The following is a 14,626-nucleotide window of genomic DNA, read 5'->3' on the forward strand; positions in this document are numbered from 1 at the left end:
GCGGTCCGCGCCCGCCCTGTCGGCCTAGCGTTCCGCTGTGACCCGCTCCCTCCGCCGTGACCTGCGCCGCGACCTGTACGCCGTCGGGGCCGCTGCCCTGCTGGTGACGGCCGCCGTCCTGGTCGGCCGCCACATCCAGGACACCAGCCGCACCCTGTTCGTCGACTGGCCCCCGCTGCTGGCGTCCTGGGGCCCCCACCTGGGCCCCGGCACTCCGGCGGCCGTACTCCTGGCGATCGCCACCGTGGCGTACGGCCCCACCCTCGCGGCCCGGCTCCCCTGGCGGACGCTGCTCCCTGTGACCTGGGCCGCGGCCACGGCGTGGATCTTCTCCCTGGCCCTGATCGACGGCTGGGACCGGGGCATCGCGCGCCGCCTCACCACCCGCTACGAGTACCTCCAGGTCATCGACCGCTTCGACGACATCCCGGCAGCGCTCCGGGACTTCACCCAGCACATCCTGCTCGACTCCCCCGACAACTGGCCCGCCCACATCGCCGGCCACCCACCCGCCGCCACCCTCACCTTCGTCCTGCTCGACCGGATCGGGCTGCGGGGCGGCGGCTGGGCGGGCATGTGGTGCATCACCGTCGGGGCGACGGCCTGCGTCGCCGTACTGGTCACGATCCGCGCCCTGGCCGACGAGACCCTCGCGCGCAGGGCTGCCCCCTTCCTCGTCCTGGCCCCGGCGGCGGTGTGGATGGGCACCTCGGCCGACGCGTACTTCGCGGCGGTGGCGGCGTGGGCGGTGGCGCTGCTGGCCCTGGCGGTCACGAGACGGTCGCTGTGGTGGTCGGGAGCGTCCGGCCTCCTCTTCGGCCTGACCTGCTACCTCTCCTACGGCCTCACACTCGTCGCGCTGATCGCGGCGGCGGTACTGCTCCTCGGCCGGCACGGCATCCGGGAACGCCCCGTCCTGCTGATGCCGCTGCTCGCCGGACTGGCCGTGGTCCCGGCGGCGTTCACGCTCGCCGGGTTCGACTGGTGGGAGGCGTACCACCTGCTGGTCACGCGCTACCACCAAGGCGCGGGCGGCATCCGCCCCTACGGCTACTGGGTCTGGGCCAACCTCGCCTGCACCGTACTCATCACCGGCCTGGCGACGGCGGCGGGCCTGCGCCGGACGGGCGCGGCGCTGCTCTCCCGCCGCACCGATCCGCCCCACCGAGCTGCCGAGCCCCGCCTCGCACTCCTCGTCTCCGCCGCCCTCCTCGCCCTGCTGGTCGCCGACCTGTCCGGCATGAGCAAGGCGGAAACGGAACGCATCTGGCTGCCCTTCGCGCTGTGGCTCCTCCCGTCCTGCGCGCTCCTGTCCCACCCGCGTGCGTGGCTCACCGGGCAGGTGGTGCTGGCGTTGCTGCTCAACCATGTGCTGTTGACGGGGTGGTGACGCGGACAGCCTCAACGCCAGGAAACCGCTCGGCCCCGGCCGCAGAGCGCCTGAGTCCCTAGACTCACCCCGGAGGAGGGCGGGATGTCGTCTCTGGCGATCACGTGGACGCTGGGCGGTCACGGCTGGGCCGTCGTCAAGGTGGCTGATGATCACGGCGAGGCCGAGGCCGTCGCTTCTTACATCACTGACGCACCCGAGCAGTTCCTCCATGCCGTTGCCCGGCTCGTCCTCGGTGAGGAGGAAGCACGCGCCGAGTGGGAGGCAGAGCCGCAGGTGTACCGGTGGTTCTTCCGCAGAGACGGATCTGTGGTCGATGTCCGTCTGGTCCTGGCTGACGACGTCCAAGCTCCGGACGGCACGGGGGCAGTTGTCTGGTCAGGCCGCCACACCATCACGGCACTCGCACGATCCGCCGTCCGGGCCTTCGACCGGATCGATCACGAGCAGGGCGAAGCGGCCTATGAGTCCAAGTGGGGCCGGCCGTTTCCCCGAACCGAGCTCGAAGCTCTGCGAACCGCCGTGAGGTCGCACCACTAGCGGTCGGGACACCGTCCGTCACTGGGGCCCTTCGAAGGTGATGTGCGGCGCCAGCGCCCCGAGGAAGTCCGCGGCGTCGAAGATCCGGCCCGCGGAGGCCACGCCTACCGCGTGCGTGCGGCCCGTGAGGATGCGGTCGACCGCCTCCACCGCCAGCGGTGCCGTGACGGCGTAGATGTCCTGGCCCGTTGCCACGGCGCGGCGTTCGTGACCGCCGGAGCGTACGACGGCTTCGACGAGGAAGGTCTGGTCGGAGCGGCCGGTCTCGTCCGTCGGCGTCGGGGCCGGAGTGTCCGGGGACGAGAGGTCGCCGGCCGCTTCCGTCGTCATGTGGGTGCGTACCTCGGGGATGGCGAGGTGGCTGGGGATGGTGACCACGTCGGCCATCGTGAAGTCGCCGATGACCTCCCTGGTGCCCATCGGGTCGGGGAAGGGCCACTTCAGAAGGGTCGGCTCGGTGTCGTGGTAGTCCAGCCGGCCGTTCGTGTAGCGGACGCGTCGGCCGGACCGCCGCTCGCGGGAGACCGTGCCCGCGGTGCGTGTCCCGGGGGTGGGGTGCCAGCCGCTCAGTCCGTACGCGACGGTCGCTTCGTCGGCCGTCGTCCAGTCGCCCATCGCGGCCGTGGTCAGGAGGTCGCCCAGGCCGCCGTAGAAGGCCATCGCGGGGACGATCACCGCTCCCGCCTGCCGGGCACGGTCCGCGAAGTGCGCGAACGTGTCGGCGTTGGCCTCGATCTCGGCCGCCACGTCCACGTACGGGATCCCGGCGCGCAGGGCGGCCTCGATCACGGGCGCGGCGGTCAGGGCGAAGGGACCGGCGCAGTTGATCACGGCGGCCGCGCCGGCCAGGGCACGGTCGAGGGACGCCGGGTCGTCGATCGATGCCGGGCGGGCTTCGACGTCGGGCATGGATGCCGCCAGCGCGCGCAGTTTGTCCGCGTCGCGGCCGGCGAGGATCGGGACGAACCCGCGATCGCGCAGTTCAGCCACCACGAAGCGTCCCGTGTGGCCGTACGCGCCGTATACCGTCACCGTCGGCATCATCGTTTCTGCCGGTCCCATGGGTTCTCCCCCGTCAAGTGCTCACGTCATCCGGTCCGCCGCGAGCTGTTACCTACATCCTGGCCACCCTGAGCCGCCCAGCGTGAGTGTCCGGAACGACATGACCCGTACAGTTCCGGACATGACCACTGTCGCGCTCGCCGTCACCGACGGCATGCTGCACTTCGAACTGTCCATGGCCTACGAGGTGTTCGGATCGGCCCCGGTGGGCGTGGGCGTGCCCTGGTACGACGTCCGGGTCTGCGGGGTGGACGCCGTGCGGGTCGGGCGGTTCCGGCTGGAGGCCGACCAGGGGCTCGACGGCCTCCGGGACGCGGACACCGTGATCGTGCCCGGCTGGGCGGACACCGACGTGGAACCGCCCGCCGAGCTCGTCGGTGCCGTGCGGGCGGCTCACGAGGCGGGGGCGCGTGTGGCCTCCCTGTGCACGGGCGCGTTCGTGCTGGCCGCCGCCGGCCTGCTGGACGGTAGGCAAGCGACCACGCACTGGGCGCACACCGAGGCGCTGGCCGCACGGTATCCACGGGTGGAGGTCGACCCGGACGTGCTCTACGTGGACAACGGCAGCGTGCTGACCTCGGCCGGCAAGGCCGCCGCGATGGACCTGTGCCTGCACCTGGTACGTCTCGACCACGGCTCGTCCGTCGCCAACACCGTGGCCCGCCGCCTGGTCGTGCCGCCGCACCGGGCCGGTGGCCAGGCCCAGTTCGTCGCCGCACCCGTGCCCAGCCGCGACGACCACCCGCTCGCCGCGCTGCTGCCCTGGGCGATCGAGCGTCTCGACCAGCCGCTCACCGTGGAGGACCTGGCACGCCGGGCGGGGATGAGCTCGCGCCATCTGGGCCGCCACTTCAGGGCGGTGACCGGCACCACTGCGCTGCAATGGCTGCTGACCCAGCGGATCCGCCGCGCCCAGGAGTTGCTGGAGACCACCGACGACGTGGTCGACGCCATCGCGGCGGCCACCGGCATGGGCACCGCCACGACGCTGCGCCGGCACTTCAACCGCACGGTCGGCGTGCCTCCGGACACCTACCGCCGGACCTTCCGCTCGGCGCCCGGATCCGTCCGGCCGGCAGTGGAGTAACTCCGGCCACGCAGTGAACGCACAGCCGCTGTTCCTCCTCTTGCACAGCGAACCCCCCAACCGAGAGGAACATGCTGTGCGTTCACGTACGCGGATACGTACACGTAGACCTTCGCGCCTGTACCCGGCCGGGTCCGTCGTCCTGGCTCTCGCCGCCGCGGGATCCGTGCTGGCGGGGCCGGCCGGCTCCGCCTTCGCCGCCGATACGGGCGGCCGCGCCGATCTGCGGGCGGATGTGAACCGCGACGGACGGGTCGATGTCACCGGTGGCAGCGACAAGGACGGCGAGGACCGCTGGTCCGTCGGGCGTGGAGCCGTCTATCTGCCCAACATCGACGACGACAGCAAGCGGTGCCCGGTGACCGGGCCGGGCGGCAAGCCGCTGTCCGACGCCAAGCTGGCCGCCTGCAACGACGGCACCGACACGAAGGTCAACGGCAGTGCGGACGCCGCCGACCTCGCCCGGGTCCGTTCCGTCCCCATGCCGGGCCTGGGCAAGGACGCCCAGGGCAGTCTGAAGTTCACCACGGGAGGCAAGCACGCCCGCCTCTTCGTCAAGCGTTCCGGCACGTGGGTCCCGGTGACGCCCAAGACCCGCCTGACCGGCGCCGAGTTGCGGTCCGGTGTGGAGTTCGGCGTCGAGGGCACCGACGTCGTCCGGGACAGCGCGAAGTGGGACGGCCGGGCGGTGGTCCGGCTGACGGTGACGTCCGGGCAGAAGTCCACCTCCGACGCCGTCACCCTGCGCGTCGCGCCGCTGCTGACCCACCATCACCTCCAGAACACCCAGCAGGTGATGGTCACCGAGGTCCAGGGCGAGGGCGAGTACAGCCGTCTTCAGCAGAAGTTCGTCGCCGAACTCGCGAAGGAGGTCAAGAACGCCGGGGTCACCGCGCCGCTGGTCACCTTCACGAAGTACGCCGACCCCTGGGCCCAGGACTTCGTCGAACCGGCCTACGTCAGCATGACCGGGCCGGGCGGTCAGCGGCACGTGATGCGCGTGATGCTGCGTTCCGCCCAGCCGGACCGGGACGCGGGCCGGGAACTGTTCGAGAAGGTGCGCGGCCGGGACGTCGGCGTGGTGCAGGTGAACGACCCGGCCGAGCCCGAGGACTGGTCGCTCAACTCCATGGGGAACCTGGAGACCATCCCGCCCTATGCGCACGGCGGGCGCTCGTTCCCGGCTGGGCGGATCATCATGGGCGAGCGCAAGGACAGCGGGGCGCGGCCGTCCAAGGTGATGCGGACGATGCTCAAGTCGCAGGGGTTGCAGGACCCGCTGCTGATGGACACCTCCTGGCTGGGGGTGGGGCACGTCGACGAGTTCGTGCAGTTCCTGCCCGCCGACACCCCCCGCGGCTGGCGCATGGGCGTCGCCGACCCGAAGGCGGGACTGGAGCTACTGCGCGACGCCAAGCGCGACGGCCACGGCAAGACGAAGATGTTCTCCGTCCCGGGCCGCAGTGACAGTCCGGCGCCCAAGGAGACCATCGACCAGGCGCTCGCCTCCAAGCACCTGGTGGCCGACAACGAGATGGCGGCGCAGCGCATCGCCGCCAACCTTGAGATCCTCAAGCGCGAGACGGGGGTCACCGACGCGGAGATCGTGCGGGTGCCCGCTCTGTACACCCGTGACTCGGAGGCGCTGACCGCCGAGGGCCAGGAGATTCCCGTGCCGCGTCTGACGCGCATGGGCGCCGGTTCCGACCTCGTGGACAGCCTCAAGGACCGCGGCCAGCAGAAGTGGCTCGCCGAGAACCCGGCCGGCTCGCGTGCGGCGGCTGCGGCGACGGTGATGACCAGCGCGTACGTTCCCGGAGCGGTCAACGGCGTGCTCCTGGGACGCGACCGCTACCTCGCCCCGCGCCAGTGGGGACCCGTCATCGGCGGCAAGGACATCTTCACGCAGGCCGTCACCGCCGCTTACCAGCGGGTCGGCCTGAAGGTGTCGTACATCGACGACTGGTACACGTACCACCTCGGCATGGGCGAGGTGCACTGCGGCACCAACACCCTGCGCGACGCGACGGCCGCGTGGTGGCAGCGACCGGTGGGGTGAGCCGTAACGAGGGGTAGGCGGCGGGTGGTTCGGGCCACCCGTCGGCCCGGGGCGGCGGAACCGGAGGTCAGGAGCCGGACGGTCCGTCGCCCCGCCCGGGTGCCAGGCGGCGGTAGGCCGCGCGGGCGTGGGCGAGGCGGGCCAGGGCCGTGCCCACGAGCGTGGCGGTGAGCAGGCAGGCCAGCCATGTGGTGTCCCGGGGGCCGGCCCAGGTGAGGGTGCCCGCGGGCGGGATGGCGAAGCCGTTGAGGAACAGCCAGCACAGGACGGCCGTGCCGGGGGCCGCCGCGAAGCGCGCGCACAGGCCGAGCACCGCGGCCAGCAGGGACAGCGCGAGCAGGGCCAGTCCCGGACGGCCGGTCCCCACCACGGCGTTGAGGACTGCCACCAGCACCAGCGCGCCGCCGAACGCCCCGGCCCACACCAGCGGTGTCGCCACGGGCCTCGGAACGGGCCTGGCTCCGGTGCCCAGCGGTCTCCACTCGATCATGCCGGTGCTTCCTTCCCCGAGGGTGCTCGTCAGGGTCCCACTCACAGCTGTTCAGTGAAACACTCGAACCGGACAGTCGGGCGACGCCGCCGGGCATGACGAAACCCCAGGTCCAAGACCTGGGGTTGCTTCGTCCGGACCGGCCGGTCCAGCCGCACCGGGTCGTGTCCCGGCGGCGGGGCGTCACACGAAGGCGCTCTGGCCCGTGATCGCCTTGCCGACGATCAGGGTGTTCATCTCGCGGGTGCCCTCGAAGGAGTAGATCGCCTCGGCGTCGGCGAAGAACCTGGCGATGTCGTGGTCCAGGAGGATTCCGTTGCCGCCGAAGATCTCCCGGCTCCGGGCCACGACCTCCCGCATCCGCGCGGTGACGAACGCCTTGGCCAGGGCGGAGTGTTCGTCGCGGAAGACGCCGGCGTCCTGCAACCGGGCGAGCTGCGCCAGCATGCCCCACGACGCGGTGATGTCGCCCAGGCTCTTGACCAGCAGGTCCTGCACGAGCTGGAAACCGCCGATCGGGCTGCCGAACTGACGGCGCTCGCGGGCGTAGTCGAGGGCCAGTTCGTAGGCGCCGGCCATGACGCCCAGCGCCTGCCAGGCCACCCCGCTGCGGGTGGCGCGCAGGATCTCGGCGACGTCGCGGAAGGAGTTGATGTTCTGGAGGCGGTTCGCCTCCGGTACCCGGACGTCGGTCAGGGTGATCTCGGCGTTCTCGACGATGCGGAAGGCGATCTTGCCCTCGATCTTCGCCGGTTCGAAGCCGGGTGTGCCCTTCTCGACGACGAAGCCCTTGACGTGGTTGTCGTCGGCGTCCCGCGCCCACACCACGACGTAGTCGGCGAAGGTCGCGTTGCCGATCCACTTCTTGGCGCCGTTCAGGACCCAGGTGTCGCCCTCGCGCCTGGCCGTGGTGCGCATGCCGCCCGCGACGTCGGAGCCGCCGAGCGGCTCGGTCATGGCGAACGCGCCGATCTTGTCCATCGCGGCCATCTCCGGGAGCCAGCGGTCGCGCTGTTCCTGATCGCCGCCGGAGTGGACGGAGTACATCGCGAGTCCGTTGTGGACGCCGAAGAAGGTGGCCACCGAGGCGTCGGTGCGGCTCAGTTCCATCGCCAGCATGCCGCTGAGCAGGTTGGAGACGGCGGGGCGGTGCTCGCCGTAGCCCTCGTAGGGCAGGCCGGCGAGGCCGCTGTCGCGGAAGATGCCGACGAGTTCCCGGGGGAACTCGCCCTTGGCCCAGTTGGCGTTGACCAGAGGCTTGATCTCGTCGCGCATGAGGGCGCGGGCCTTGAGGAGGATCTTGCGCTCCTCGTCCGGCAGCAGCGTCTCGTAGGCGTAGAAGTCCGCGGCGAGCTGGTCTTCGAGCGGTTCCGTCGTGGTGGTCATCTCAGTTCTCCTCCTTGTCGGCGCTGTCCAGGGCGGACAGGACAGCGAGTTGCCTGCGGTCGCGCGTCCCGGTGAGGTCCGGGTACGTGGCGGAGCCGTAGGCCCGTTCCACGGCTGCGATGAGCCGTTCCTGCTGGTCGTGCCTCTGGGACGGGGTGCCGAGGTCCGCCCACATCCGCTGCATCGAGGCGCCGATGTGCTCGGCCATGTGCCGGTAGCCGCCGGGTCCGCCGCCCAGGTGCGAGCCGAGGAACGGCCCGACCGTGGCCCAGCGCAGCCCCAGCGAGTTGGTCATCACCGTGTCGAGCTCCTCGGGTGTCACCACGCCCTGCTCGACGAGGTACACGGCCTCGCGGCTGAGCGCGTTCTGGAGCCGGTTCCCGACGAAGCCGGGGATCTCCTTGCGCTCGACGACCGGGGTGCGGCCGACCGAGGTGTAGAAGTCCACCGCGGCCCGCACGGCGTCCTCGCCGGTGCGCTCGCCGGGCACGATCTCGACCAGCGGGAGGATGTGCGGCGGGTTGAAGGGGTGGCCGATCAGGACGCGGGCGGCGTCGTCGTCCGCCAGCTCCTTGGTGAACTCGGTCGACGGGATGGCCGACGAGGAGCTGAGCAGCAGGGTGTGGTGTGGTGCCTCCCGTGCCAGGGTGACGAACAGGTCCTGCTTGAACTCGACGCGCTCGGGGCCGTTCTCCTGAACGACGTCCGCGTCCCGGACCGCCTCGGTGACGTCGGGGGCGAGGTGCACCCGGCCGGCGAGGCCCGTCACGTCCAGGCCGCGGGCGGCCAGCTGCGGGGCGGACCGCGCCAGGGCCTCGTCCACGGCCTTGGCGAGGTCCGGTCGCGGGTCGCTCACCCGGACGGTCAGGCCGTGCGCGGCGAACAGCGCCGTCCAGGACAGTCCGATGGTCCCGGCGCCGATCACCGCGGCCGTACGGAAGGTGCGGGTCATGACGCGGCTCCCTTCAGGTAGTCGTGGACCGGCTCGGCGCCGGACAGCGTCAGGTCGGTGAGGAGGTGACTGGCTGACACGATCCCCAGCACCGGCAGGTCGGCCAGCGGGGCGAGGACGTGCTGGAACAGCTGGAGCCGGGCGGGGCCGGTCCACGCCTCCTTGACGGTGACGTCGGTGATGCGCGTGCGGACGAGTTCCTGCACCCGCGGCAGCCCGTCGTAGCCCGGAATGGTCTTGAGCATGAACGTCGGCACGGTGATCTGTGCCTCGGCCTCGCGCCGGTCCAGCTCGTGGTGCTTGTAGCCCATGGTCGCGGTGGCGACCCGCAGGCTGCCGTGGTCGAGGGTGCCGACGAGCGCGCCGGAGTCGACGGTGAGCGACGGCGAGCCGAGCACCTTCGGGTAGGCGGAGACCTCGCGGCCGGAGGCGGTCGCCGGGAAGTTGTCGAGGTACATGGCGTGCAGGTACTCGCCGTGCTCGCCCTCGAAGCTGACGGGGATCGCCTGGCCGGCCTCCGTGTAGGGGCCGTATCCGCTGACGTCGCCCATCTTCATGACCTCGAACCGGACCAGGGGTTCACCGATCCGCAGCGGTTCGGGGACGACGGCCCGCAGCGCGTCGGGGTCGGTGCGGTAGACGACGTTGAGGTACTCACGGTCGGTGAACCGCGGGACCGTCGGCGCGTACGCCGGGCTGGTGAGCGGGGTGGTGAGGTGCTGTCGTACGTCCTCGGCCTGCATGGCGGCTCACCGTCCCGTCCACCGCGCGGGGCGGCGCTCGGCGAAGGCCGTCATGCCCTCGCGTACGTCCGCCGAGGCCATCAGGGTCTTCATCTCCCCGCGCTGGAAGGCGAAGGCGTCGGCGTCGGGCGCCCCGCCGGCGGCGCGGACGACGCGCTTGACGGCCGCGAGCGCGAGCGGGGCGTTCCCCGCGAGCCGCTCGGCCAGCCGGAGCGCCTCGGCGACGGCCTGGCCGGTGGCCGTGACCCGGTTGGCCAGGCCCAGGTCGCCGGCGCGGCGGCCGTCGACGGGCTCGCCGGTCAGCAGGAGTTCCATGGCCAGGTGGTGCGGGACGCGCTTGGGCAGCCGGATCACGCCGCCGCCCGCCGCGATCAGCCCGCGCTTGACCTCGGGCAGCCCGAACCGGGCGTCCTCGGCCGCGACGATCAGGTCACAGGCCAGGGCCAGTTCGAAGCCGCCGCCCATGGCGTAGCCCTCCACGGCGGCGATCAGGGGCTTGGCCGGCTCGGCCTCGGTCAGGCCGCCGAAGCCGCGGCCTTCGACCTCGGGCGACTCGCCGCGCAGCGCGGCCTTGAGGTCCATGCCGGCGCTGAACGTGCCGCCCTCGCCGGTCAGGACACCGGCCCGCAGCTCGGGGTCGGCCTCCAGTTCGTCCAGTGCGGCGGCCAGTCCGGCCGCGGCCGCGGCGTTCACGGCGTTGCGGGCCTCGGGGCGGTCGAGGGTGATCAGCAGGGTGGAGCCGATCCGCTCGGTGCGTACGGGAGTGGTGGGGGTGCTCATGGCTGTCCTCCTGTGATGGTCAGCGGGCGGCGGTGTCGAGCTCGGCGAGGACGTCCTCGGTGTCCTGGCCGGCGACCGGCGCCAGACGGCGGATCGAGCCGGGGGTGGCGGAGAAGCGCAGCGGGATGCCGATGGTGCGGACCGCGCCCTCGGTCGGGTGCTCGACGGTGTCGAGCAGGTGGCCGTCGCGGACGTAGGGGTCCTCGTGGGCGCGGTCCAGTTCCAGCACCGGGGCCATCGGGATGCTGTGCTTGGCGCACACCTCCGCCCACTCCTCGGTGGTCAGCGCCGGGGCGCAGCTCTCCAGGAGCGCGGCCAGGTCCTCGTGGTCGGCGCTGTCGATGGCGTCCCCGTTCACACGCGGGTCCTCGGCGAGGTCGGGGCGTCCGGCGGCGGTGAGGAAGTCCCGGTAGTTCCGCGGGTTGTACGGCATGACGCAGGCCAGGCCGTCCTTGGTGCGCACCGCCTTGTGGCCCTTGAGCATCGACAGGGCGAAGCCGGTGGGGCCCGTCTCGGGGACGTGGGTGTGTCCGGCCAGGTGCTCGACCAGGTTGAACGCGATGAGGGTGTCCGTCATCGGGATCTCGACGAGCTGGCCCTGCCCGGTCCTGTTCCGGTGGAGCAGGGCGGCGAGCACGCTGTAGGCGATGGTCAGGGAGGAGACCTTGTCGCCGATGATGGTCGGCAGGTAGACGGGCTCGCCCAGCGCGCGGTCGGCGATGTCGACCAGGCCGGACGCGGCCTGCACGGTCTCGTCGTAGGCGGCGTTGCCCGCCCGGTCCGAGTCGCTGCGGAAGCCCTGGGCGTGCGCGTAGACGAGGCCCGGGTTGCGGGCGGCGATGTCGTCGTGGGACAGGCCGAGGCGGTGCAGTGCGCCCGGCCGCATGTTGGTGATCAGCACGTCGGCGGTGTCGATCAGCCGCAGCGCCCGCTCCCGGTCCGTGTCGTCCTTGAGGTTGAGGGCCACGCTGCGCTTGTTGCGGTTGACGTTGAGGTTCAGCGGGGTCATGCCCGGCGTGGTGCGGTAGTGGCCCACGCGCACGGTGTCGGCGGGCGACTCGATCTTGATCACGTCGGCGCCCAGGTCGCCGAGGATCTGTGCCGCGTAGGGGCCCATCACCACGGTCGACAGGTCGATCACGCGGATGCCCTCCAGGGGGCCGGTGGCGGTGTCCGTGATGTCCGTCATCGCTTTTCCTTCAACTCCTCGCTTCACCATGTATGTGTATCTGACAACTAAATTAGCAAGGAGGAGGCGGAGGACGGAAACGAATGGAGTGACCGATTAACGAAAGGCGGCATGACCGCTGTGGTCATACCGCCTTTGGTGAATGCTTTTCCGAATGCTTGGGCGGGTCAGGTATGGAGCGGCTCGGCGAAGATCTCGCGGGCGGATGCGACCACTTCCTCCAGGTCACCGCCGTTGGCACGGTCCTTGCGCCACAGCAGTCCGGTCTCCAGGTGGGGATGGAAATCCGAGAAGGGAAGGACGGTCACATTGTCGAGGCGGTGATTCTGCACGGGGCTTCGCGGATCCAGCATGGAAATGGAGAACGCCAGGCCGCTGGACACTATCTCGGAAACTCCGTCGAATGTCGCACTGCCGATTTCGATACGCTTCTTGATGCCGAGTTCGGCCAGTTGCTGGTCGAGGCCGCGGAAATAGGCGTTGGTCACGGCCGTGGGCGAGCCCGCGTAGGCGAGCCCGGACAGTTCCGCCAGGGCGATCGACTCCCGCCCGGCGAACCGGTCCCTCGGCACGACCGCGCCGAGCCGCTCCGACATCACCGGCAGCTGCTCCAGGGCCGGGTCGCCGCCGACCGGGAGCCGGGCCAGGGTGAGCGCCAGTCTGCCGTCGCACACGGCGTCGACCAGACGCTCGGTGCCGCCCGGCCAGCGTTTGATCTCGAACCGGTCGCCGACCCGTTCGGCGAGGGCGTCCATCCGTGCACGCAGGTCCGGATGGATGCCGCTGGGGACGCCGAGCAGCAGGGTGGTCCGCCGCGGCCGGGCCGTCTCGTCCAGCCGCCACTGGATGGAGTCGACCTGCTCCAGGACCCCGCGGGCGATCGGCAGCAGCGCGCTGCCGGCCGGGGTGAGTCGCACATGATGGGTGTCGCGGTCGAACAGCCGGTGTCCGAGTTCGTTCTCGAGGTCCTTGATCCGCCTGCTCAGCGGTGACGCCGCCATGTGCAGTTTGCGGGCCGCGGTGGAGAAGTTCAGTTCTTGGGCGACGGCGACGAAATAGCGCAGGTGCAGGAGCTCCACGCGGTTCACCCTAACCGCTGTGGGTGGAGGTCCCCGGGGCTGCGGGACCGGAGAGTTCCTTCTCCAGCAGGGTGAACGACTTGGGCGTCCCGCACGGCTGCGGCTTGCCTTCCTTGTGGCCCACGACCCGGTAACCGGCCTGCCCGTAATAGGCGTTGAGCTGCGCGTTCCCCGCCAGGCAGTCCAGGCGGACCCGGGTTCGCCCGGCCTCGGCCACCCGGCGTTCCGCAGCCTCCAGCAGCCGTCGCCCCGTCCCGGGCGCGGCGGCGCTCCGGTCCACCATGAGCCGGTGCACGTACCCGGCCACGGGTGGCTGCGGCCCCCAGGCGTCCTCGTCCTCCCACCACAGCTCCCACGCGCCCAGGATCCGCCCGCCGGCTTCCCCGAGCCAGGCCTCGCCCTGTGCCATGACCTGAAGGAAGTGCTCCTCGTCCAGCTCCCCCGGCCGCCACTGCCCGGTGACACCGCGGGCCAGCATCCAGCGAGCCGCGGCGTCGCGGAGACGGACGAGGGTGGTCAGGTCGGCCTCGGTGGCCGGGCGCACGCGTAGATCATTCACGCGGGGATCGTCGCACAACCGTCCGACGACGATCCCTCAGGACCGCTGCCGTCACGCCGGGGGCGGCAAGACGCTCCCTAGACCACGCAGGCGAGCGGCACGTAGCCCTTGATGCCCCGGTACGAGATGTGGTGCCAGCGGTTGTCGTCGTCCCAGCCGCAGAGCGAGTAGGTGCCGGCGAGGTCGACCGAGCACTTCAGGAGCTTGGCCTTCTTGCCCTTGGGCAGCAGGCCCAGGGCGGTGGAGTTGAGCTTCTTCGACTTGCGGATCTTCACGCTCTCGTGTGCCTTGACGTAGTCACCTCCGGCGCAGGCGCGGGTCGAGGCCTTCGTGGTGGTGCTCTGTGTCGAGGCCGACGCCGCGGTGGCGCCGAACGCCCCGGCGACGAAGGCCGCCGTGGCCAGGACCGTGGTTACGGTGAGACCCCGTCGCTTCAGTGACTTCACATGTTCCTCCGTGCTCGCATAGCGGGCGGTGTGTCAGCGGGCCGGAGGTACACGCCCGTCTTCCGCAACGACCGAACAGCGAGCAGCCGGAACCAGGACAGGCCGCTCACGCAATGCACCCCCGTGCCACGCGGCGCGCGAACGCGCGCTCGTCGTGATCTTCGCACGCGGTCGAGCGCGTGATCGGCCGGCTCCACCACTCCCTCACAACAACCCGGGGACTGCCCCACTGCCGCGCGAATGCGGGCGGAGCAGGGCGTGCGGACCCGGCCGCGGGGTTCCGTCCGCTCGCGCGGGCGGCGGTCGGTGTGACCGCCGCCCGCGCGTGGGTCAGGAGTCCTCGATGGTGATGAAGGGGTCCCACTGGAAGTACCCCTTCAACTGGCGGTGACGGTCCAGGATCTGGAAGTAGAAGTGGTAGACGACCTTGCCGGGCTGTTTGACGGTCGTGCGCCAGTAGTGGTCCTGGTACCGCTGGGTCTCGAACTCCGGCCTGCCCTCGGTTCCCTCCTTCGGCAGCGGGTAGATGCCGCTGACCACCTCGATCTCCGGCGTCCTGATGAGCCGGTGCTGGCTGTCGCTGCTCACGTACCGGTAGAGCAGTGCCTTGTACTCGCTGCCGAGCGACAGGGTCGTCTCCCGCCACTTGATGCTGTCCCCGGGTTCGGCGCGCAGGTTCAGCTCGGCGCCCGACGTGCCGACGATGTGGTCCTGGCGGGTGGTCATGTAGATCAGGCGCGGGTCGACCTGCGTGGGCGCGTCGGGGTTGCGTGACGCGTTCGGGTTCTGTTCGACGATCGTGGCCGCGTCGAACGAGATCAGTACGTTGAGTTCAGCCATGTCTTGCCCCCTTCGAATACGGGA

The 14,626-nt window shown here is 71.1% G+C and carries 15 protein-coding genes; 4 read left to right on the forward strand and 11 right to left on the reverse strand.

The annotated features are described in order from the left end of the window. The first annotated feature begins 37 nt into the window (after nt 1-37). Nucleotides 38-1,390: a hypothetical protein gene (locus QC385_RS29360; protein WP_279544413.1), complete on the forward strand. Its 1,353-nt coding sequence runs from the start codon at nt 38-40 to the stop codon at nt 1,388-1,390. 84 nt (nt 1,391-1,474) lie between these two features. Then, nucleotides 1,475-1,930: a hypothetical protein gene (locus QC385_RS29365; protein WP_279544414.1), complete on the forward strand. Its 456-nt coding sequence runs from the start codon at nt 1,475-1,477 to the stop codon at nt 1,928-1,930. Between the two features lie 18 nt (nt 1,931-1,948). On the opposite strand, the gene QC385_RS29370 is transcribed toward QC385_RS29365, so the two are convergent. Then, nucleotides 1,949-2,992 carry a saccharopine dehydrogenase family protein gene (locus tag QC385_RS29370; RefSeq protein ID WP_279544415.1) on the reverse strand — a complete coding sequence of 348 codons (1,044 nt, stop codon included), beginning with the start codon at nt 2,990-2,992 and terminating at the stop codon, nt 1,949-1,951. 121 nt (nt 2,993-3,113) lie between these two features. On the opposite strand from QC385_RS29370, the gene QC385_RS29375 reads away from it, so the two are divergent. Both QC385_RS29375 and QC385_RS29380 read left to right on the forward strand, forming a co-directional pair. Continuing rightward, nucleotides 3,114-4,079, forward strand: coding sequence for a helix-turn-helix domain-containing protein (locus QC385_RS29375; protein ID WP_279544416.1), 966 nt, complete (start codon nt 3,114-3,116; stop codon nt 4,077-4,079). A 118-nt stretch (nt 4,080-4,197) separates the two neighbouring features. Then, on the forward strand, nt 4,198-6,138 hold the full coding sequence (locus QC385_RS29380; protein ID WP_443033028.1) for a protein-arginine deiminase domain-containing protein: 1,941 nt from the start codon (nt 4,198-4,200) through the stop codon (nt 6,136-6,138). 67 nt (nt 6,139-6,205) lie between these two features. Here QC385_RS29380 and QC385_RS29385 read toward each other — a convergent pair whose 3' ends face one another. The 10 genes from QC385_RS29385 to QC385_RS29430 form a co-directional block, all read right to left on the reverse strand. Then, on the reverse strand, nt 6,206-6,628 hold the full coding sequence (locus QC385_RS29385; protein ID WP_279544417.1) for a hypothetical protein: 423 nt from the start codon (nt 6,626-6,628) through the stop codon (nt 6,206-6,208). 183 nt (nt 6,629-6,811) lie between these two features. Further along, the gene (locus QC385_RS29390) at nt 6,812-8,014 is read right to left on the reverse strand and encodes an acyl-CoA dehydrogenase family protein (RefSeq protein WP_279544418.1); all 1,203 of its coding nucleotides are present in this window, start codon (nt 8,012-8,014) and stop codon (nt 6,812-6,814) included. Nucleotide 8,015: 1 nt separating this feature from the next. Continuing rightward, a complete protein-coding gene (locus QC385_RS29395; RefSeq protein ID WP_279544419.1) occupies nt 8,016-8,966 on the reverse strand; it encodes a 3-hydroxyacyl-CoA dehydrogenase NAD-binding domain-containing protein in 951 nt (316 codons plus the stop codon). Beyond that, the gene (locus QC385_RS29400; protein ID WP_279544420.1) at nt 8,963-9,709 is read right to left on the reverse strand and encodes an acetoacetate decarboxylase; all 747 of its coding nucleotides are present in this window, start codon (nt 9,707-9,709) and stop codon (nt 8,963-8,965) included. Before QC385_RS29400 ends, QC385_RS29395 begins: the two co-directional genes overlap by 4 nt. Before the next feature lie 6 nt (nt 9,710-9,715). Then, nucleotides 9,716-10,489 (reverse strand): crotonase/enoyl-CoA hydratase family protein, encoded by a 774-nt coding sequence (locus QC385_RS29405; protein WP_279544421.1) that lies wholly within the window; start codon nt 10,487-10,489, stop codon nt 9,716-9,718. A 19-nt stretch (nt 10,490-10,508) separates the two neighbouring features. Then, nucleotides 10,509-11,678 (reverse strand): CaiB/BaiF CoA transferase family protein, encoded by a 1,170-nt coding sequence (locus QC385_RS29410; protein ID WP_279544422.1) that lies wholly within the window; start codon nt 11,676-11,678, stop codon nt 10,509-10,511. A gap of 167 nt (nt 11,679-11,845) precedes the next feature. Then, entirely contained in the window at nt 11,846-12,757 is a 912-nt protein-coding gene (locus tag QC385_RS29415) for a LysR family transcriptional regulator (RefSeq protein ID WP_279544423.1), read from the reverse strand. A gap of 10 nt (nt 12,758-12,767) precedes the next feature. Further along, complete coding sequence (locus QC385_RS29420; protein ID WP_279544424.1) at nt 12,768-13,316, reverse strand: GNAT family N-acetyltransferase; 549 nt, start codon at nt 13,314-13,316, stop codon at nt 12,768-12,770. A gap of 77 nt (nt 13,317-13,393) precedes the next feature. Next, entirely contained in the window at nt 13,394-13,762 is a 369-nt protein-coding gene (locus QC385_RS29425) for a hypothetical protein (protein WP_279544425.1), read from the reverse strand. Nucleotides 13,763-14,092: 330 nt separating this feature from the next. After that, nucleotides 14,093-14,602, reverse strand: coding sequence for an inclusion body family protein (locus QC385_RS29430; RefSeq protein WP_279544426.1), 510 nt, complete (start codon nt 14,600-14,602; stop codon nt 14,093-14,095). Between the last annotated feature and the right edge of the window lie 24 nt (nt 14,603-14,626).

The sequence above is a fragment of the Streptomyces sp. DH10 genome, assembly GCF_029813805.1.
GTDB classification, from domain to species: domain Bacteria; phylum Actinomycetota; class Actinomycetes; order Streptomycetales; family Streptomycetaceae; genus Streptomyces; species Streptomyces coeruleofuscus.

Excerpts from the sequence above, each read along its gene's own strand:
- QC385_RS29365 (WP_279544414.1), top strand. The coding sequence starts at position 1,475 with ATGTCGTCTCTGGCGATCACGTGGACGCTGGGCGGTCACGGCTGGGCC.
- QC385_RS29400 (WP_279544420.1), bottom strand. The coding sequence starts at position 9,709 with ATGCAGGCCGAGGACGTACGACAGCACCTCACCACCCCGCTCACCAGC.
- QC385_RS29395 (WP_279544419.1), bottom strand. The coding sequence starts at position 8,966 with ATGACCCGCACCTTCCGTACGGCCGCGGTGATCGGCGCCGGGACCATC.
- QC385_RS29385 (WP_279544417.1), bottom strand. The coding sequence starts at position 6,628 with ATGATCGAGTGGAGACCGCTGGGCACCGGAGCCAGGCCCGTTCCGAGG.
- QC385_RS29375 (WP_279544416.1), top strand. The coding sequence starts at position 3,114 with ATGACCACTGTCGCGCTCGCCGTCACCGACGGCATGCTGCACTTCGAA.
- QC385_RS29430 (WP_279544426.1), bottom strand. The coding sequence starts at position 14,602 with ATGGCTGAACTCAACGTACTGATCTCGTTCGACGCGGCCACGATCGTC.
- QC385_RS29405 (WP_279544421.1), bottom strand. The coding sequence starts at position 10,489 with ATGAGCACCCCCACCACTCCCGTACGCACCGAGCGGATCGGCTCCACC.
- QC385_RS29370 (WP_279544415.1), bottom strand. The coding sequence starts at position 2,992 with ATGGGACCGGCAGAAACGATGATGCCGACGGTGACGGTATACGGCGCG.
- QC385_RS29390 (WP_279544418.1), bottom strand. The coding sequence starts at position 8,014 with ATGACCACCACGACGGAACCGCTCGAAGACCAGCTCGCCGCGGACTTC.
- QC385_RS29410 (WP_279544422.1), bottom strand. The coding sequence starts at position 11,678 with ATGACGGACATCACGGACACCGCCACCGGCCCCCTGGAGGGCATCCGC.